Origin of the sequence: Citrobacter freundii complex sp. CFNIH9 (assembly GCF_002903305.1) — a bacterium.
Lineage (GTDB): Bacteria > Pseudomonadota > Gammaproteobacteria > Enterobacterales > Enterobacteriaceae > Citrobacter > Citrobacter portucalensis.
On record NZ_CP026238.1, the window covers coordinates 4,977,010 to 4,996,028 of the forward strand.

General features: G+C 53.0%; 12 protein-coding genes, 2 tRNA genes and 2 rRNA genes. 3 read left to right on the forward strand and 13 right to left on the reverse strand.

The genetic code is table 11. The features are described 5' to 3' along the window. Positions 1-26: 26 nt before the first annotated feature. The 8 genes from C2U43_RS25090 to pepQ form a co-directional block, all read right to left on the reverse strand. Positions 27-2,933 (reverse strand): 23S ribosomal RNA (locus tag C2U43_RS25090). Between the two features lie 208 nt (positions 2,934-3,141). Next, a tRNA-Ala gene (locus tag C2U43_RS25095) sits at positions 3,142-3,217 on the reverse strand. Positions 3,218-3,322: 105 nt separating this feature from the next. Then, positions 3,323-3,399, reverse strand: a tRNA-Ile gene (locus C2U43_RS25100). Positions 3,400-3,470: 71 nt separating this feature from the next. Continuing rightward, positions 3,471-5,012: ribosomal RNA gene (locus tag C2U43_RS25105) — 16S ribosomal RNA — on the reverse strand. The 16S and 23S rRNA genes sit together here with 2 tRNA genes alongside, the layout of an rRNA operon. A 378-nt stretch (positions 5,013-5,390) precedes the next feature. Then, on the reverse strand, positions 5,391-5,936 hold the full coding sequence (hemG, locus tag C2U43_RS25110; RefSeq protein WP_032945724.1) for a menaquinone-dependent protoporphyrinogen IX dehydrogenase: 546 nt from the start codon (positions 5,934-5,936) through the stop codon (positions 5,391-5,393). A gap of 11 nt (positions 5,937-5,947) precedes the next feature. Continuing rightward, on the reverse strand, positions 5,948-7,399 hold the full coding sequence (trkH, locus tag C2U43_RS25115) for a Trk system potassium transporter TrkH (protein WP_003017848.1): 1,452 nt from the start codon (positions 7,397-7,399) through the stop codon (positions 5,948-5,950). Between the two features lie 38 nt (positions 7,400-7,437). After that, on the reverse strand, positions 7,438-8,052 hold the full coding sequence (locus C2U43_RS25120) for an IMPACT family protein (protein WP_003017851.1): 615 nt from the start codon (positions 8,050-8,052) through the stop codon (positions 7,438-7,440). Then, positions 8,052-9,383, reverse strand: a complete 1,332-nt coding sequence (gene pepQ / locus C2U43_RS25125; protein WP_103285947.1) for a Xaa-Pro dipeptidase — start codon at positions 9,381-9,383, stop codon at positions 8,052-8,054. The genes C2U43_RS25120 and pepQ overlap by 1 nt, the downstream gene beginning before the upstream one ends. Positions 9,384-9,571: 188 nt before the next feature. Between pepQ and fadB the strand changes: the two genes are divergently transcribed. Both fadB and fadA read left to right on the forward strand, forming a co-directional pair. Then, positions 9,572-11,761: a fatty acid oxidation complex subunit alpha FadB gene (fadB, locus tag C2U43_RS25130; RefSeq protein WP_103285948.1), complete on the forward strand. Its 2,190-nt coding sequence runs from the start codon at positions 9,572-9,574 to the stop codon at positions 11,759-11,761. A gap of 9 nt (positions 11,762-11,770) precedes the next feature. Further along, positions 11,771-12,934, forward strand: coding sequence for an acetyl-CoA C-acyltransferase FadA (gene fadA / locus C2U43_RS25135; protein ID WP_003828895.1), 1,164 nt, complete (start codon positions 11,771-11,773; stop codon positions 12,932-12,934). Between the two features lie 213 nt (positions 12,935-13,147). Here fadA and C2U43_RS25140 read toward each other — a convergent pair whose 3' ends face one another. The 4 genes from C2U43_RS25140 to ubiD all read right to left on the reverse strand — a co-directional run bounded on the left by C2U43_RS25140 (position 13,148) and on the right by ubiD (position 17,515). Further along, positions 13,148-14,128, reverse strand: coding sequence for a LacI family DNA-binding transcriptional regulator (locus C2U43_RS25140; protein ID WP_103285949.1), 981 nt, complete (start codon positions 14,126-14,128; stop codon positions 13,148-13,150). Beyond that, positions 14,125-15,051 carry an ROK family protein gene (locus C2U43_RS25145; RefSeq protein ID WP_103285950.1) on the reverse strand — a complete coding sequence of 309 codons (927 nt, stop codon included), beginning with the start codon at positions 15,049-15,051 and terminating at the stop codon, positions 14,125-14,127. Before C2U43_RS25145 ends, C2U43_RS25140 begins: the two co-directional genes overlap by 4 nt. Positions 15,052-15,279: 228 nt before the next feature. Next, the gene (gene fre, locus C2U43_RS25150) at positions 15,280-15,981 is read right to left on the reverse strand and encodes an NAD(P)H-flavin reductase (RefSeq protein WP_003828903.1); all 702 of its coding nucleotides are present in this window, start codon (positions 15,979-15,981) and stop codon (positions 15,280-15,282) included. Positions 15,982-16,021: 40 nt separating this feature from the next. Beyond that, on the reverse strand, positions 16,022-17,515 hold the full coding sequence (gene ubiD, locus C2U43_RS25155; protein ID WP_103285951.1) for a 4-hydroxy-3-polyprenylbenzoate decarboxylase: 1,494 nt from the start codon (positions 17,513-17,515) through the stop codon (positions 16,022-16,024). A 204-nt stretch (positions 17,516-17,719) separates the two neighbouring features. On the opposite strand from ubiD, the gene rfaH reads away from it, so the two are divergent. Continuing rightward, positions 17,720-18,208, forward strand: coding sequence for a transcription/translation regulatory transformer protein RfaH (gene rfaH / locus C2U43_RS25160; RefSeq protein ID WP_003017881.1), 489 nt, complete (start codon positions 17,720-17,722; stop codon positions 18,206-18,208). A gap of 5 nt (positions 18,209-18,213) precedes the next feature. Here the strand turns inward: rfaH and tatD are convergent, their stop codons facing one another. After that, a complete protein-coding gene (tatD, locus tag C2U43_RS25165; RefSeq protein WP_103285952.1) occupies positions 18,214-18,996 on the reverse strand; it encodes a 3'-5' ssDNA/RNA exonuclease TatD in 783 nt (260 codons plus the stop codon). Positions 18,997-19,019: the final 23 nt, after the last annotated feature.

Here is a 19,019-nt window from a genome sequence, read left to right on the forward strand (position 1 = left end):
CTTCGCCAAAACATCTTCGGCGTTGTAAGGTTAAGCCTCACGGTTCATTAGTATCGGTTAGCTCAATGTATCGCTACACTTACACACCCGACCTATCAACGTCATCGTCTTTAACGTTCCTTCAGGACCCTTAAAGGGTCAGGGAGAACTCATCTCGGGGCAAGTTTCGTGCTTAGATGCTTTCAGCACTTATCTCTTCCGCATTTAGCTACCGGGCAATGCCATTGGCATGACAACCCGAACACCAGTGATGCGTCCACTCCGGTCCTCTCGTACTAGGAGCAGCCCCCCTCAATTCTCCAGCGCCCACGGCAGATAGGGACCGAACTGTCTCACGACGTTCTAAACCCAGCTCGCGTACCACTTTAAATGGCGAACAGCCATACCCTTGGGACCTACTTCAGCCCCAGGATGTGATGAGCCGACATCGAGGTGCCAAACACCGCCGTCGATATGAACTCTTGGGCGGTATCAGCCTGTTATCCCCGGAGTACCTTTTATCCGTTGAGCGATGGCCCTTCCATTCAGAACCACCGGATCACTAAGACCTGCTTTCGCACCTGCTCGAGCCGTCACTCTCGCAGTCAAGCTAGCTTATGCCTTTGCACTAACCTCCTGATGTCCGACCAGGATTAGCTAACCTTCGTGCTCCTCCGTTACTCTTTAGGAGGAGACCGCCCCAGTCAAACTACCCACCAGACACTGTCCGCAACCCGGATTACGGGTCTACGTTAGAACACCAGCCATTAAAGGGTGGTATTTCAAGGATGGCTCCATGCAGACTGGCGTCCACACTTCAAAGCCTCCCACCTATCCTACACATCAAGGACCAGTGTTCAGTGTCAAGCTATAGTAAAGGTTCACGGGGTCTTTCCGTCTTGCCGCGGGTACACTGCATCTTCACAGCGAGTTCAATTTCACTGAGTCTCGGGTGGAGACAGCCTGGCCATCATTACGCCATTCGTGCAGGTCGGAACTTACCCGACAAGGAATTTCGCTACCTTAGGACCGTTATAGTTACGGCCGCCGTTTACCGGGGCTTCGATCAAGAGCTTCTCCTTACGGATAACCCCATCAATTAACCTTCCGGCACCGGGCAGGCGTCACACCGTATACGTCCACTTTCGTGTTTGCACAGTGCTGTGTTTTTAATAAACAGTTGCAGCCAGCTGGTATCTTCGACTGATTTCAGCTCCATGAGTAAATCACTTCACCTACATATCAGCGTGCCTTCTCCCGAAGTTACGGCACCATTTTGCCTAGTTCCTTCACCCGAGTTCTCTCAAGCGCCTTGGTATTCTCTACCTGACCACCTGTGTCGGTTTGGGGTACGATTTCGTGTTACCTGATGCTTAGAGGCTTTTCCTGGAAGCAGGGCATTTGTTACTTCAGCACCGTAGTGCCTCGTCATCACACCTCAGCGTTAAAAGGTACCGGATTTACCTGGAACCTCCGCCTACATGCTTAAACCGGGACAACCGTCGCCCGGCTAACATAGCCTTCTCCGTCCCCCCTTCGCAGTAACACCAAGTACAGGAATATTAACCTGTTTCCCATCGACTACGCCTTTCGGCCTCGCCTTAGGGGTCGACTCACCCTGCCCCGATTAACGTTGGACAGGAACCCTTGGTCTTCCGGCGTGCGGGTTTTTCACCCGCATTATCGTTACTTATGTCAGCATTCGCACTTCTGATACCTCCAGCATGCCTCACGACACACCTTCAACGGCTTACAGAACGCTCCCCTACCCAACAACACATAGTGTCGCTGCCGCAGCTTCGGTGCATGGTTTAGCCCCGTTACATCTTCCGCGCAGGCCGACTCGACCAGTGAGCTATTACGCTTTCTTTAAATGATGGCTGCTTCTAAGCCAACATCCTGGCTGTCTGTGCCTTCCCACATCGTTTCCCACTTAACCATGACTTTGGGACCTTAGCTGGCGGTCTGGGTTGTTTCCCTCTTCACGACGGACGTTAGCACCCGCCGTGTGTCTCCCGTGATAACATTCTTCGGTATTCGCAGTTTGCATCGGGTTGGTAAGTCGGGATGACCCCCTAGCCGAAACAGTGCTCTACCCCCGAAGATGAATTCACGAGGCGCTACCTAAATAGCTTTCGGGGAGAACCAGCTATCTCCCGGTTTGATTGGCCTTTCACCCCCAGCCACAAGTCATCCGCTAATTTTTCAACATTAGTCGGTTCGGTCCTCCAGTTAGTGTTACCCAACCTTCAACCTGCCCATGGCTAGATCACCGGGTTTCGGGTCTATACCCTGCAACTTAACGCCCAGTTAAGACTCGGTTTCCCTTCGGCTCCCCTATTCGGTTAACCTTGCTACAGAATATAAGTCGCTGACCCATTATACAAAAGGTACGCAGTCACACCCCAAAGGGTGCTCCCACTGCTTGTACGTACACGGTTTCAGGTTCTTTTTCACTCCCCTCGCCGGGGTTCTTTTCGCCTTTCCCTCACGGTACTGGTTCACTATCGGTCAGTCAGGAGTATTTAGCCTTGGAGGATGGTCCCCCCATATTCAGACAGGATACCACGTGTCCCGCCCTACTCTTCGAGTTCACAACACATGCACTTTTGTGTACGGGACTTTCACCCTGTATCGTGCGACTTTCCAGACGCTTCCACTAACACACATGCTGATTCAGACTCTGGGCTGCTCCCCGTTCGCTCGCCGCTACTGGGGGAATCTCGGTTGATTTCTTTTCCTCGGGGTACTTAGATGTTTCAGTTCCCCCGGTTCGCTTCATTACGCTATGTATTCACGTAATGATAGTGTGTCGAAACACACTGGGTTTCCCCATTCGGAAATCGCCGGTTATAACGGTTCATATCACCTTACCGACGCTTATCGCAGATTAGCACGTCCTTCATCGCCTCTGACTGCCAGGGCATCCACCGTGTACGCTTAGTCGCTTAACCTCACAACCCGAAGATGTTTCTTTCGATTCATCATCGACTTGCAAAAATTTGAGAGACTCGAACACACCATTTTTCATTTCTTATTACGGAGAAATGAAACAGTGTGTCGTTTCAATTTTCAGCTTGATCCAGATTTTTAAAGAGCAAAACTTCGCAGTGAACCTTTTCAGGTACACTCTGAAGTTTTCTTGTGTTTTTGCAGTAAGGATGGTGGAGCTATGCGGGATCGAACCGCAGACCTCCTGCGTGCAAGGCAGGCGCTCTCCCAGCTGAGCTATAGCCCCATCGTAGTTATCTCATTCACCTTAATTCTTGCTGAGACAAGGCGTGGAACGGTGAAGCATACTGAAGTATGCGAGTCGTTTCACAACGCGGTATCAGAAAGAATTTGGTAGGCCTGAGTGGACTTGAACCACCGACCTCACCCTTATCAGGGGTGCGCTCTAACCACCTGAGCTACAAGCCTGCAGAGATTTTCTTACTGCTAATTTTCATCAGACAATCTGTGTGAGCACTGCAAAGGTCGGTTCTTTAAGGTAAGGAGGTGATCCAACCGCAGGTTCCCCTACGGTTACCTTGTTACGACTTCACCCCAGTCATGAATCACAAAGTGGTAAGCGCCCTCCCGAAGGTTAAGCTACCTACTTCTTTTGCAACCCACTCCCATGGTGTGACGGGCGGTGTGTACAAGGCCCGGGAACGTATTCACCGTGGCATTCTGATCCACGATTACTAGCGATTCCGACTTCATGGAGTCGAGTTGCAGACTCCAATCCGGACTACGACATACTTTATGAGGTCCGCTTGCTCTCGCGAGGTCGCTTCTCTTTGTATATGCCATTGTAGCACGTGTGTAGCCCTACTCGTAAGGGCCATGATGACTTGACGTCATCCCCACCTTCCTCCAGTTTATCACTGGCAGTCTCCTTTGAGTTCCCGGCCTAACCGCTGGCAACAAAGGATAAGGGTTGCGCTCGTTGCGGGACTTAACCCAACATTTCACAACACGAGCTGACGACAGCCATGCAGCACCTGTCTCAGAGTTCCCGAAGGCACCAAAGCATCTCTGCTAAGTTCTCTGGATGTCAAGAGTAGGTAAGGTTCTTCGCGTTGCATCGAATTAAACCACATGCTCCACCGCTTGTGCGGGCCCCCGTCAATTCATTTGAGTTTTAACCTTGCGGCCGTACTCCCCAGGCGGTCGACTTAACGCGTTAGCTCCGGAAGCCACGCCTCAAGGGCACAACCTCCAAGTCGACATCGTTTACGGCGTGGACTACCAGGGTATCTAATCCTGTTTGCTCCCCACGCTTTCGCACCTGAGCGTCAGTCTTTGTCCAGGGGGCCGCCTTCGCCACCGGTATTCCTCCAGATCTCTACGCATTTCACCGCTACACCTGGAATTCTACCCCCCTCTACAAGACTCTAGCCTGCCAGTTTCGGATGCAGTTCCCAGGTTGAGCCCGGGGATTTCACATCCGACTTGACAGACCGCCTGCGTGCGCTTTACGCCCAGTAATTCCGATTAACGCTTGCACCCTCCGTATTACCGCGGCTGCTGGCACGGAGTTAGCCGGTGCTTCTTCTGCGAGTAACGTCAATTGCTGCGGTTATTAACCACAACACCTTCCTCCTCGCTGAAAGTACTTTACAACCCGAAGGCCTTCTTCATACACGCGGCATGGCTGCATCAGGCTTGCGCCCATTGTGCAATATTCCCCACTGCTGCCTCCCGTAGGAGTCTGGACCGTGTCTCAGTTCCAGTGTGGCTGGTCATCCTCTCAGACCAGCTAGGGATCGTCGCCTAGGTGAGCCGTTACCCCACCTACTAGCTAATCCCATCTGGGCACATCCGATGGCAAGAGGCCCGAAGGTCCCCCTCTTTGGTCTTGCGACGTTATGCGGTATTAGCTACCGTTTCCAGTAGTTATCCCCCTCCATCGGGCAGTTTCCCAGACATTACTCACCCGTCCGCCACTCGTCACCCAAGGAGCAAGCTCCTCTGTGCTACCGTTCGACTTGCATGTGTTAGGCCTGCCGCCAGCGTTCAATCTGAGCCATGATCAAACTCTTCAATTTAAAAGTTTGATGCTCAATGAATTAAACTTCGTAATGAATTACGTGTTCACTCGTTGAGACTTGGTATTCATTTTTCGTCTTGCGACGTTAAGAATCCGTATCTTCGAGTGCCCACACAGATTGTCTGATAAATTGTTAAAGAGCAGCGCCGCTTCGCTTTTTCTCAGCGGCGCGGGGTGTGCATATTACGCCATCCCGCTACGAAGTCAAGCATTTAATTTCGCTTTCTTCGCCGAAGTTCTCAGTGGAACCCCACTGACCCGGCGGCTTGTAATCCGTTGTTCCGTGTCAGTGGAGGCGCATTATAGGGAGTTATTTCAGGCTGACAAGGGGAAATTTAAAATATTCTTCCGAGTGCGTATTTTTTATGCTTTACGTTTATTTTAACAACGCTTTGTTGGTTAATTGGGCTATTTCTCGCGCGAATCTCGCAACCTGTTCCCAATCGGTATACACCACTTCTTTATTCGTATCCGTTTCACCGCCTGACATCTTCATTATCAGTTGGATCATAACGCGGTCATACCAGCGATAGCGTGGATACAGCAAAGCACCCGCAATGACTGCGCTGTGGTCTGGTCGCCACGGCGAACTCATCAGGAACTTACGCGCATAGCTGTTGGTTTGCGGCGTACGTTTCTCCGGTTTACGGGCAACCAGGTTTACGGAGTAGAACGCGCTCGGCATCGAATTCAGCCGTGTGGCATGCTTTTTCACAAACTCCTGAAAAGCAGCATGGTAATGACCGTAGCGAATCGAGGCGCCAATCACCACGCTGTCATAATTTTGCCAGTCAGGCTCCGCGGTACGATGCAAATTAACAACATCTGCCCAAACGCCCAGCTCTTTGAGTTCAGAAGCCAGATACTCAGCGATTTCACGCGTTTGTCCGTCCCGGGAAGAAAAAAGAATCAGTGTTTTCACGTGTTACTCCATTATTCACGCCAGAAGGTAGGGGTAAAGAGCACCAGCAGAGTAAAGACCTCCAGACGACCAAACAGCATATTGGCAATCAGGATCCACTTCGCCACAGGGTTCATACTGGCAAAGTTGTCGGCGACAACCCCCAGTCCAGGCCCCAGGTTATTCAACGTTGCCACAACAGAGGCAAACGCGGAGAAGTCATCAACACCGGTCGCAATAATCGCCAGCATACTGATAATAAAGACCAGCGCATAGGCAGAGAAGAATCCCCATACGGCTTCAAGAATTCGCTCCGGCAACGCACGGTTACCCAGTTTGATACTGTAAACCGCATTCGGATGGACCAGTCGTTTCAATTCGCGGTTACCCTGCTTAAACAGCAGCAGGATACGAATCACCTTCAAGCCACCGCCCGTCGACCCGGCACAGCCGCCGATAAAAGCAGAACACAGCAACAGCACTGGCAGAAACAGCGGCCAGCGGGCAATACTGTCCGTAGTAAATCCGGCGGTCGTCGCCATCGATACCACCTGGAAAAAGGCCTGGTTGATCGTCGTGAGCGCCGAGCCATAGGTATTGTGTATCCATAGCACCAGCGTACAGACTGCCACCAGCGTCAACTGCACGCCGATAAACATGCGGAATTCCGGATCCCGCCAGTAGACCTTCAGACTACGCCCACTTAATAAAGAGAAGTGCAGACCATAGTTACAACCGGAGATCAGCAAGAAGATAGCAATGATGGTGTTAATCGTGGGACTGTCGAAATACCCCACGCTGGCATCGTGTGTGGAAAAACCACCGATGGCGATTGTGGCAAAACTGTGCCCAATGGCGTCAAACGCGGGCATCCCGGCAAACCATAGCGCCAGCGCGCACGCCACCGTCAGTAATACATAGATTAGCCACAGCGTTTTCGCCGTTTCGGCAATACGCGGGCGCATTTTATTATCTTTCAGCGGCCCCGGCATTTCTGCACGATAGAGCTGCATCCCACCAACGCCAAGAATAGGCAGGATAGCCACCGCCAGCACGATGATCCCCATCCCGCCGAACCATTGCAGCATCTGGCGATAAAAGAGAATCGCGTGTGGCAATGAATCCAGCCCCACCAGCGTCGTCGCACCTGTAGTGGTTAATCCGGAAAAGGATTCAAAAAAAGCGTCGGTTATCGTTAGGTTAGGGCTTTCCGCAAAGATGAACGGTAGCGCACCCACACTGCCCAGAACGGTCCAGAACAAAACGACAATCAGAAATCCTTCGCGCGATTTCAGTTCACCCTTCTCTTTACGGTTTGGCCACCACAGCATGGAGCCGATCGCCAGAGCAACGAAGAAAGTTTGGGTGAATGCACGCCCTGCCCCATCGCGGTAGATGAGCGCTACCAGTCCGGGGATAATCATTGTCCCCGAGAATAAGATGACCAGTAGTCCAACGATTCGGGTGATGGCGCGAAAATGCATCTCTGCCGCTTCCTTAGTTCTTTAAAATGAGGTGGGGATTATTCTTCAATCGCTAACAATTGCAATGAACCACGACTAAAATCCGCCAGTTTTGCCGAAAACTCATCCACTTTGGCAAAAGGAAGCGCCACCCTGAGCCGAACAAAAGCCTGGTAATCACTGGCAACGACTTTACCGTCAAACTGCCCCAGCAAGGCTTCAATGCCTGCCAGCTGACCGTACTCACACTGCAAAGTATATTCGGTTAATGGTGTCTTGCGCTGTGTCGTTAACTGGCGCAACGCCTGATTCACACCACCACCGTAGGCTTTTACCAACCCTCCAGTACCGAGAAGGATACCGCCGTAGTAGCGCACGACTACAGCGGTAATCTCGCCGACACCGCTCCCCATCAGCTGCGCGAGCATCGGTTTACCTGCCGTACCCGCCGGTTCGCCATCGTCTGAAAACCCTAGCTGCTGCGAGTCATTGGGCGCACCCGCCACCCACGCCACACAATGGTGGCGGGCGTCCGGGTGTTCCGCTTTGACTGACTCAACAAACGCCTTTGCCGCTTCTACGCCGTCCGTATGGGCGAGCAGCGTAATGAAGCGGCTTTTTTTGATCTCTTCGACGACGCTAACCGGCGCCGCAGGGATTAACCAACTGTCCATTACGCCAGTTTCAAATCCCGCGTCATGTTTTCGATATTGTTTTCGTGGACCACCACGTTGTCTTCAATACGAATACCGCCGAACGGTTTCAGTGCTTCAATTTTCTGCCAGTTGAAGTGCTTGCTGAACTGCCCTTCACGCCACGGCGCCAGCAGAGATTCAATGAAGTAAATGCCCGGTTCGATGGTCAGAACCATGCCCGGTTGCAGTACGCGGGTGCAACGCAGGTAAGGATATTTCGACGGTGCGGCCAGATGAGTACCGCTGTCGTCCTGCATAAAGCCAGCGACATCATGTACCTGCAGACCCAGCGGGTGACCGATACCGTGCGGCATAAACGGCCCGGTAAGATCGTTTTCCACCATCGCCTCTTCACTCATATCGGTGATGATTTGATGCTTACGCAGCAGCTTCGCGATGCGCTGATGGAACTGAATGTGATAATCCACGTAGCTGGTGCCTGCTTTCATGGTGGCAATCAGCGCCAGCTCTTCGTCGTTAACGTCTTTCACCAGATGCGCATAGTCATTGTCGCTTTTCGCCGACCAGGTACGCGTCAGATCTGCCGCATAACCGTTGTATTCCGCACCAGCGTCGAGCAGGAAACTGCGGATTTCAGACGGTGCCTGATGATCCAGCTTGGTGTAATGAAGAACCGAAGCATGCTCGTTAAGCGCCACGATGTTGCTGTATGGCACGTCGGTGTCGCGGTGACCGGTGGCAGTCAGGTAAGCGAGGTTGATATCAAACTCGCTCATTCCGGAACGGAACGCTTCTTCTGCTGCACGGTGTCCATTTACCGCCATTTTCTGCGCTTCGCGCATACAGGCCAGTTCGTATTCCGTTTTATAGGCGCGGTAATAATGCAGGTAGTCGATCACCCCTTTCGGGTTGATGTTGCTGGCCGCGATGTCCAGTTGCAGCGCACGTTCCGGAACCGGGCCGATGTAACCGATATTGCCGCGAGCAGCAGGCAGTTGGCTACCGATACCATCCGCTTTCGGCAGCGCGATGATCTCGATTTCTTCCGTCCAGAAAGAGGTTGGTAGCGGCTCAACGTTGTGCCAGTAATCGACCGGCAGGTAGAACCACAGTTTCGGCTTGTTTACGCCATCCACCAGCAACCAGCAGTTAGGAACCTGTGTTACAGGCACCCAGGCTTTAAATTGTGGATTGACCTTAAACGGATATGGATGATCGTCGAGAAAGACGTTAACAAGTTCGCCAGAGTGAATAAGTAACGCATCCAGTTTGAAGCGTTCCAGCGCGTCGCGCGTCCGTTCCTGTAAGGTAACGATATGATTTTTATAGAGTGCGGCCAGCGATTCCATTTTCTATCCTTCTGTTTTTTGACCTCAAGTCTCCGCATCTTAGCACATCGCTTTGTGAGTGCGTGATTTCTGCCGAGCGTGATCGAATCGTCATTTCTTTAATCATTTGTTTGCATTTTATTAACATAAAACACACACTTCGATTCATCTGGTATGACCAGATCACCTTGCGGATTCAGGAGACTGACATGCTTTACAAAGGCGACACCCTGTACCTCGACTGGCTGGAAGATGGCATCGCCGAACTGGTGTTCGATGCCCCTGGTTCGGTCAATAAACTCGACACGGCCACCGTTGCCAGCCTGAGCCATGCGCTTGATGTGCTGGAAAAACAACCGAATTTAAAAGGGCTGCTGCTGCGTTCTAACAAAGCAGCCTTTATTGTTGGTGCCGATATCACCGAATTCCTTTCACTGTTCCTCGTGCCTGAAGAACAACTGAGCCAGTGGCTGCATTTTGCCAACAGCGTCTTTAATCGCCTCGAAGATCTGCCTGTTCCGACCCTGTCAGCAGTAAACGGCTACGCGCTGGGTGGCGGCTGCGAGTGTGTTCTGGCAACCGATTATCGTCTGGCAACGCCGGACCTGCGCATTGGCCTGCCGGAAACCAAGCTGGGCATTATGCCGGGCTTTGGCGGCTCCGTGCGTATGCCACGTATGCTGGGTGCGGACAGCGCGCTGGAAATTATTGCGGCAGGTAAGGATGTTGGTGCTGTGCAGGCGCTAAAAATCGGCCTGGTCGATGGCGTAGTGAAGCAAGACAAACTGCTTGATGGCGCGATCGCAGTATTACGTCAGGCGATTAACGGCGACCTCGACTGGAAGGCCAAACGTCAGCCGAAGCTGGAGCCGTTGAAACTCAGCAAAATTGAAGCGGCTATGAGCTTTACCATCGCTAAAGGCATGGTGGCACAGACGGCAGGGAAGCATTATCCCGCGCCGATTACCGCGGTAAAAACCATTGAAGCAGCGGCCCGTTTTGGCCGTGAAGAAGCGCTGAATCTGGAAAATAAAAGCTTTGTTCCACTGGCGCACACCAGTGAAGCTCGCGCGCTGGTTGGGATCTTCCTTAACGATCAGTTCGTCAAAGCCAAAGCCAAAAAACTCACCAAAAATATTGAAGCACCGAAGCAAGCTGCGGTGCTGGGCGCGGGCATTATGGGCGGCGGCATCGCTTACCAGTCAGCCTGGAAAGGCGTGCCGGTTGTCATGAAAGATATCAACGACAAATCATTAACGCTGGGCATGACTGAAGCGGCCAAGCTGCTGAACAAACAGCTTGAGCGCGGCAAAATTGACGGTCTGAAAATGGCGGGCGTGATTTCCACTATTCATCCAACCCTCGACTATAGCGGTTTTGAGCGTGTGGACGTGGTGGTTGAAGCTGTCGTAGAAAACCCGAAAGTGAAAAAAGCGGTACTGGCAGAAACCGAAGATCAGGTACGCCCGAACACCGTACTGGCTTCAAATACCTCCACCATCCCAATCAACGAGCTGGCCAGCGCGCTCAAGCGCCCGGAAAACTTCTGTGGGATGCACTTCTTTAACCCAGTACACCGCATGCCACTGGTTGAGATTATTCGCGGCGAGAAAAGCTCGGATGAAACCATCGCCAAAGTTGTCGCCTGGGCAAGCCAGATGGGCAAAACCCCAATTGTGGTCAACGACTGCCCTGGTTTCTTCGTGAACCGCGTGCTGTTCCCGTATTTTGCCGGTTTCAGCCAGCTGCTGCGCGATGGGGCGGATTTCCGCAAAGTCGACAAAGTCATGGAAAAACAGTTTGGCTGGCCGATGGGCCCGGCTTATCTGCTGGACGTGGTGGGAATTGATACCGCACATCACGCGCAGGCAGTGATGTCCGCAGGCTTCCCTCAGCGTATGCAGAAAGATTATCGCGACGCGATAGACGCCCTGTTTGATGCGAACCGTTTCGGACAGAAAAACGGTCTTGGATTCTGGCGTTATAAAGAAGACAACAAGGGCAAGCCGAAGAAAGAAGAGGATGCCACCGTTGACGATCTGCTGGCAGAAGTCAGCCAGCCGAAACGCGACTTCAGTGATGAAGAGATTATCGCTCGCATGATGATCCCAATGGTCAACGAAGTGGTGCGTTGTCTGGAAGAAGGCATTATCGCCAGCCCGGCAGAAGCCGACATGGCGCTGGTGTATGGCCTGGGCTTCCCTCCGTTCCACGGCGGCGCGTTCCGCTGGCTGGATACGCTCGGCAGCGCGAAGTATCTCGATATGGCCCAGCAGTATCAACACCTCGGAGCGCTGTATGAAGTTCCGGCTGGTCTGCGTGATAAGGCGCGCCATAACGAACCGTATTATCCCCAGGTTGAGCCTGCCCGCCCGGTTGGCAGCCTGAAAACGGCTTAAGGAGTCACAATGGAACAGGTTGTAATTGTTGATGCGATCCGTACCCCGATGGGCCGTTCGAAAGGGGGCGCGTTTCGTAACGTGCGGGCAGAAGATCTCTCCGCACACTTAATGCGTAGCCTGCTGGCGCGAAATCCTGCGCTGGAGCCATCCGCGCTTGATGATATTTACTGGGGCTGTGTGCAGCAAACGCTGGAGCAGGGTTTCAACATCGCCCGTAACGCCGCGCTGCTGGCGGAAGTTCCGCACTCAGTTCCAGCCGTCACGGTCAACCGCCTGTGCGGTTCGTCCATGCAGGCGCTGCACGATGCGGCACGCATGATCATGACCGGCGATGCTCAGGCGTGCCTGATTGGCGGCGTGGAGCATATGGGCCATGTGCCAATGAGCCACGGCGTTGATTTCCATCCGGGCATGAGCCGCAACGTGGCAAAAGCCGCGGGAATGATGGGTCTGACTGCGGAAATGCTCTCTCGCATGCACGGCATCAGCCGTGAAATGCAGGATGCTTTCGCCGCACGTTCACATGCTCGCGCCTGGGCTGCAACACAGTCTGGCGCATTTAAAAACGAAATCATCCCGACCGGCGGCCATGATGCCGACGGCGTGCTGAAGCAGTTTAACTACGATGAGGTTATCCGCCCGGAGACAACCGTTGAAGCGCTCTCCACCCTGCGCCCGGCGTTCGATCCGGTTAGCGGAACGGTCACTGCCGGTACCTCCTCCGCACTCTCCGACGGCGCTGCGGCGATGCTGGTCATGAGCGAAAGTCGCGCCCGTGAGCTGGGTCTGACGCCGCGTGCCCGTATTCGTTCGATGGCTGTTGTTGGTTGCGACCCTTCAATCATGGGTTACGGCCCGGTTCCGGCCTCAAAACTGGCGCTGAAAAAAGCGGGACTCTCCACCAGCGATATCGGTTTGTTTGAGATGAACGAAGCCTTTGCCGCTCAGATCCTGCCGTGCATTAAAGATCTGGGGCTGATGGAGCAGATCGATGAGAAGATCAACCTCAACGGCGGGGCGATCGCTTTGGGCCATCCGTTGGGTTGCTCTGGGGCGCGTATCAGCACCACCCTGCTCAATCTGATGGAACGCAAAGACGTACAGTTTGGCCTGGCGACGATGTGTATCGGGTTAGGCCAGGGCATCGCGACGGTATTTGAGCGAGTTTAATCAAAGCATGCCGGGGGCGCTTCGCTTGCCCGGCCTACGAAATGTTATCTCAAAGCCATTGGTGCCAGAACAAGGCGGCAAGTGAATGAATCCCGATGAGCTTACGTATAGTAAGTGATTCGGGTGAATGAGCGCAGCCAACACAGTTATGGTGCCAATGGCGAAGAGAGAAAGTTTAGTTGCCGTTCTTCCCGCCTGTCAGGGGCGGGTTTTTTATTTCTCTGAACTACCACGTACCACTAACTGCACCGGCAACAGCAGATTCTCTTCCTGATTTTCTTCCAGCAATAAACGCAGCGCTTCACGCCCCAATTGTTGTTTATCAACCGCAATGGTGGTGAGTGGTGGATGTGACCAGGCCGCAGCATCGATATCATCAAACCCAACCAGCGCAAGATCTTCCGGGATACGTATACCCTGCTGCGCACACACCCGTTGAACAACCAGCGCTGCCGCATCGTTATAGGCAAAAATAGCGTCGGGCGGCTCTGGCAGACTGAGCAATTCATTCACCGCCTCCACCAAAGATTGCTCGGTATCCAGCAGCGGCGGCGCAATGGCTTCATACTCTGGCGGCATCAGCAAACGGGCCTCATACAATGCCTGACGGTAACCCTTCTCGCGCTGACGGATGCTGTAGTGCGCAAGCGTGCTGGCAAGAAAAGCAATACGGCTGCGACCTTGTGCAATCAAATATTGTGTAGCCAGATAACCGCCCTGGGTGTTGTCCGGATTCACGCAAGGCAGGCCCGGCGCCCAGAGATCCACCAGCACCAACGGCAGCTTCATCTGTTGCAGCAAGCCAAGTAATTCAGGCTCAAAAAATCCGGCACAGATCAGCGCATCAGGCTGGTGCAGCAGCACCTGCTCACTCACTGCATCGCCTGGACCAATGGAGAGAAAGCTCAGCGCAATACCATGGTCACGACAGTTATCTTCTATGCCCAGCAGCAGTTGAGAGTAAAACGGCAATGCCCGGCTGATATTGTGCTGGCGGTGAAGCAAAAACAAGACGCGTTTGATCTTGTCAGTGCGCAGACGGGAAAAATCATAACCCTGCTGCTGCGCCACAGAAATAATGCGCAGCCGGGTGTCTTCACGCAACCCCGGCTGCCCTTTTAGGGCGCGGGAAACTGCGCCAACTGAAACACCACAAGCTTCGGCAATATCTCTGATACGTACAGGTTTCGTCATTTCACTCTCATTGATTCTACTATGGCTTGTTGCGCCCCCAGCCAGGCCGCACCGCGTACGCCGCTGCTGTCGCCGTGACGGGCCCGAACGATCGGTGTGCGGCACTGCTTACCAAATACGTACTGCGCCACTCGCGCCTGCAAACCCGAATACAGTAAACCGATATTGGATACCCCACCCCCAAGCACGATAACATCGGGATCGAGCGTATTCACCACGCCCGCCAACGCACGCGCCAGTTGATCGCAATAACGTTCCCATACAAAGCAGGCATCCGCATCACCCGATTCTACCTGTTGCATAATTTGTGGCACACCCACATGCTGCGCGGTGTGATTCAGGTACTGGCGTTCCAGACCGCTGCCGGAAATAAAGCTCTCAATACAGTTCAACTGTCCGCAATAGCATCTCACTCCAGCCCCGTCCTGAGATTCGTGGTAGCGCGGCAATGCATTATGCCCCCACTCTCCTGCGCAGGCGTTAGGTCCAGAGATCAAGCGGTTATCGATGCATAGTCCGCCGCCGCAACCGGTACCGAGGATCACGCCAAATACCACGCTATGCCCGTGTCCGCTACCGTCCATCGCTTCCGACAAGGTAAAGCAGTTGGCATCATTGGTAACCGGCACTGGCATTCCTGATGCTCGCTCAAGGTCTTGCGCAAAGGCCTGTTGATTGAGCACCAGGATGTTCGAATTCTTAATCAAACCTTCGCTATCCACCGCGCCGGGCACCCCAACGCCAACCGATAAAGGCTGATTAACGGCCAGTCTGGCCTTAGCAATCATCTCCGTCACGGCCTGGAAAAAATCACCGTAACTCTGCTTTGGTGTCGCGCATCGCTCGCGGTAAACAATTTCACCCGCGTTATCAATCACCACTGCTTCGATTTTAGTCCCGCCAATATCCAGTCCGAGCCTCATGGTCTTCCTCGTTTGCGCCTCGCAATTTGATTGTGTCTAGTTTACCAATTTTGTTTACTAAACAAAAAGAGACCTGTCACAAAAGATAAGTTTTGTGATTAATAGATAGGAAAAACATGTTTACTAAAAAACGTGGTGAAAAAGAGAAACAACGAGACCGGGCTTGCACCCTGTTAGAAGAAGTAAGGTTGGTGATGAATGCGCCGGAAGGGCTCCGGCGCACAGCGCTTAAATGAACGCGAAAGCGTCGCCAAACAGGCGATCTTCACGCGCACTGCGCTCATTACAGAAGAGATCGCGCGCGATTTTGGCCATTTCAAAACGCCCGGCAATGTAGATATCATGCTCCGCCAGGGTACCGTAATCCTGCAATACTGCCGTTAACACGGTTCCCGTACGCCCACGCCAGCCGTCTTCAGGCTGTTCCACCACCGGCTCAACGCGCAGATTCGGGTGGTTCACAGACAGCGCTTCCAGCTCGGAGAGATCGTAGAGATGCTTCTCTTCGCGACCGCCCCAGTAAATGGTGATATCGCGGTTTGGGTTGCGCGCCAGCGCGGTAAGCAGAATAGAACGCACGTAAGAGAACCCTGTACCACCGGCAATCAGGATCAGCGGGCGCTCGTCTTCGTCACGCAGCCAGGCTTCGCCATGCGGAATGTCGACCTTGATTTCCCGGTCTTTCAGAATACGGTCCATCACGGCCATGGCGTAAAGATTTAGCTCAGAGGCGCCAACGTGCAGCTCAATGAATCCTTGCTCGTCCGGCGTTGATGCCATGGAGAACGGACGCTTATCCCTTTCATCCATCACGACCATTAAATACTGGCCAGCACGAAAGGAAAACGCCGCGTCTGGCACTAAACGAACGCGATATACGGTGTCAGTGATAGCTTCTACCGAGGTCACTTTACAGCTTAAGGTTGTCATGCGCTCTCTCTGTCGGATCAATAGGCAAAACGATCGCGCCTCAGGCGCTTTTGCCGTCATTAAAGATGGCCAGTTCATCCCAAATTGCGTCAATGCGCGCAGTCACTTCAGGATCCTTTTTAATCGGACGTCCCCATTCGCGTTGGGTTTCGCCCGGCCATTTATTTGTGGCATCCAGCCCCATTTTTGAACCAAGGCCGGAAACCGGCGAGGCAAAGTCCAGGTAATCAATTGGCGTATTCTCTACCAGTACCGTATCCCGGGCCGGGTCCATACGGGTAGTAATTGCCCAAATCACATCATTCCAGTCGCGTGCGTTGACGTCATCATCGCAAACAATAACAAATTTGGTGTACATAAACTGACGCAAAAACGACCAAACGCCCATCATGACGCGTTTGGCATGACCAGCGTACTGTTTTTTCATCGTCACGACGGCCAGGCGATAAGAACAGCCTTCCGGAGGTAGATAAAAATCGACGATTTCCGGGAACTGCTTTTGCAGAATAGGCACGAAGACTTCGTTCAGCGCCACGCCGAGCACCGCGGGTTCATCTGGCGGGCGTCCGGTATAGGTAGAGTGATAAATTGCATCTTCACGCTGGGTAATGTGCGTGACGGTAAAGACCGGGAAGCTATCTACTTCGTTGTAGTAGCCGGTATGATCGCCATACGGCCCTTCCGGAGCAAGCTCGCCCGGTTCAATATACCCTTCCAGCACGATTTCAGCGCTGGCAGGCACTTCCAGGTCGTTGGAAATACATTTAACCACTTCGGTCTTGGTTCCGCGCAACAGCCCGGCAAATGCGTACTCGGATAATGTATCAGGGACCGGCGTCACGGCCCCCAGAATGGTCGCAGGATCTGCTCCTAACGCCACAGAAACCGGGAAGCGTTCACCCGGATGCGCTGCGCACCACTCCTGGTAATCAAGCGCGCCGCCGCGATGGGACAGCCAGCGCATAATGAGCTTGTTTTTGCCAATCAGCTGCTGACGATAGATGCCCAGATTCTGCCGCTCTTTATGCGGACCACGCGTTACGGTGAGCCCCCAGGTAATCAGCGGCGCGGCATCTTCCGGCCAGCAGGTCATAATCGGAATGCGGTTTAAATCAACGTCATCGCCCGAGTAGATTTTTTGCTGACAAGGCGCACCGCGCAACCGCTTAGTCGGCATGTTCAACACCTGCTTAAACTGCGGCAGCTTATCAAACAGATCGCGGAATCCTTTCGGTGGCTCTGGCTCTTTCAAAAACGCCAACAGTTTACCGACTTCTCGTAGCGCCGAGACTTCTTCTTGTCCCATCCCCATCGCAACACGCTTTGGTGTGCCAAACAGGTTACACAGCACCGGCATTGAATAGCCTTTCGGATTCTCAAACAGTAACGCAGGCCCACCGGCACGCAGAGTGCGATCGGCAATTTCAGTAATTTCCAGGTGGGGATCCACCTCAAGCGAAATGCGTTTGAGCTCGCCCTGCTGTTCAAGCAGCGTCAGGAAGTCGCGTAAATCGTGATATTTCATGGCGTCCATTGTGGCCTCTTCGTAAGCGCTTCATTATACGGCGTTCATCATTGTGATGCTGTATTTTTGTTAAATTAGCGTGAACTCTGGCGATACATATAAGCCCCGGGCGTATATACCCATTGGGTTTCAGCCTGCGTTTAGGTGGGTATAATTAACTTAACGCATGGCTTTTGCTATGCTTGCGCTCAGAACAAGCGGATAAGAGTTATTATGCAATCCTGGTATTTACTGTACTGCAAACGTGGGCAACTTCAGAGAGCCCAGGAACACCTGGAAAGACAGGCGGTGAACTGCCTGACGCCTATGATCACCCTGGAAAAAATAGTGCGCGGTAAACGTACCACAGTCAGTGAACCACTATTCCCTAATTACATGTTTGTCGAGTTCGACCCGGAAGTGATCCACACCACCACTATCAATGCCACGCGTGGTGTCAGCCATTTCGTCCGTTTTGGCGCGACGCCTGCGACCGTCCCTTCTCCCGTTATTCACCAGCTTTCTATCTACAAGCCTGAAGGTATTGTGGACCCGCAAACTCCTCAGCCAGGGGACAGCGTGATTATTACTGAAGGGGCATTTGAGGGGCTAAAAGCGATCTTCACCGAACCGGATGGCGAAGCGCGTTCCATGCTACTGCTTAACCTGTTGAATAAAGAAGTTAAGCAGAGCGTGAAAAATACCGGTTTTAGAAAAATTTAAGCCGTTTAGAAGGTCACTTCGAACAACGTTCGGACGTTAGCATCAATGGTTGCTGACAGCCATTGAGGATCTTCTCCGCGCCAGTGGGCAATACGCTCAAGAATATGTGGCAGGTGCGCCGGTTCATTGCGCCGTGACGTCGGTTTAGGCGTTAAGTCGCGAGGAAGTAGGTAAGGCGCATCGGTTTCGATCAGTAGTCTTTCTACCGGAATAAACGGCAGCAGTTCCCGCAGTTCCATCCCCCGACGCTCATCACAGACCCAGCCGGTAATACCAATATAAAGCCCTCGGTCCACACAGTCCTGCATCTCCTGCCGCGTTCCGGTAAAACAGTGCAGCACCGCGCCCGGGAGACTATCCAGCCACGGCTCCAGCAACGTCAGAAAACGCTCATGGGCATCCCGACAATGCATGAAAATCGGCATCTGCAGTTCAGCAGCAATGCGCAGTTGTGCCTCAAAAGCACGTTCCTGCTCCTGTGGCGTGGAGAAATTGCGATTGAAATCCAGACCGCACTCGCCAATAGCGACCACCTCAGACTGGTTTGCCAGCGCGATAATCTCGTCTTCCGTTGAGGATTGCCATTGGCTACTGTCATGCGGGTGCACGCCAGCCGTGGACCAGCAATGTGGATAAAGTTGCGCCAACTTCAGCGCCTGCTGGCTTTCGTGCAGGTTTGTTCCGGTCAGAAGCATACCGTTTACGCCCGCAGCAAAGGCGCGCGCCACAACATCATCCCTGTCTTTCGCAAATTGTGAACTGGTTAAATTAACGCCAATATCAAACATGCTACCTCCCATATGACAACCGC

Excerpts from the sequence above, each read along its gene's own strand:
- trkH (WP_003017848.1), bottom strand. The coding sequence starts at position 7,399 with ATGCATTTTCGCGCCATCACCCGAATCGTTGGACTACTGGTCATCTTA.
- C2U43_RS25120 (WP_003017851.1), bottom strand. The coding sequence starts at position 8,052 with ATGGACAGTTGGTTAATCCCTGCGGCGCCGGTTAGCGTCGTCGAAGAG.
- pepQ (WP_103285947.1), bottom strand. The coding sequence starts at position 9,383 with ATGGAATCGCTGGCCGCACTCTATAAAAATCATATCGTTACCTTACAG.
- fadB (WP_103285948.1), top strand. The coding sequence starts at position 9,572 with ATGCTTTACAAAGGCGACACCCTGTACCTCGACTGGCTGGAAGATGGC.
- fadA (WP_003828895.1), top strand. The coding sequence starts at position 11,771 with ATGGAACAGGTTGTAATTGTTGATGCGATCCGTACCCCGATGGGCCGT.
- C2U43_RS25140 (WP_103285949.1), bottom strand. The coding sequence starts at position 14,128 with ATGACGAAACCTGTACGTATCAGAGATATTGCCGAAGCTTGTGGTGTT.
- C2U43_RS25145 (WP_103285950.1), bottom strand. The coding sequence starts at position 15,051 with ATGAGGCTCGGACTGGATATTGGCGGGACTAAAATCGAAGCAGTGGTG.
- fre (WP_003828903.1), bottom strand. The coding sequence starts at position 15,981 with ATGACAACCTTAAGCTGTAAAGTGACCTCGGTAGAAGCTATCACTGAC.
- ubiD (WP_103285951.1), bottom strand. The coding sequence starts at position 17,515 with ATGGACGCCATGAAATATCACGATTTACGCGACTTCCTGACGCTGCTT.
- rfaH (WP_003017881.1), top strand. The coding sequence starts at position 17,720 with ATGCAATCCTGGTATTTACTGTACTGCAAACGTGGGCAACTTCAGAGA.
- tatD (WP_103285952.1), bottom strand. The coding sequence starts at position 18,996 with ATGTTTGATATTGGCGTTAATTTAACCAGTTCACAATTTGCGAAAGAC.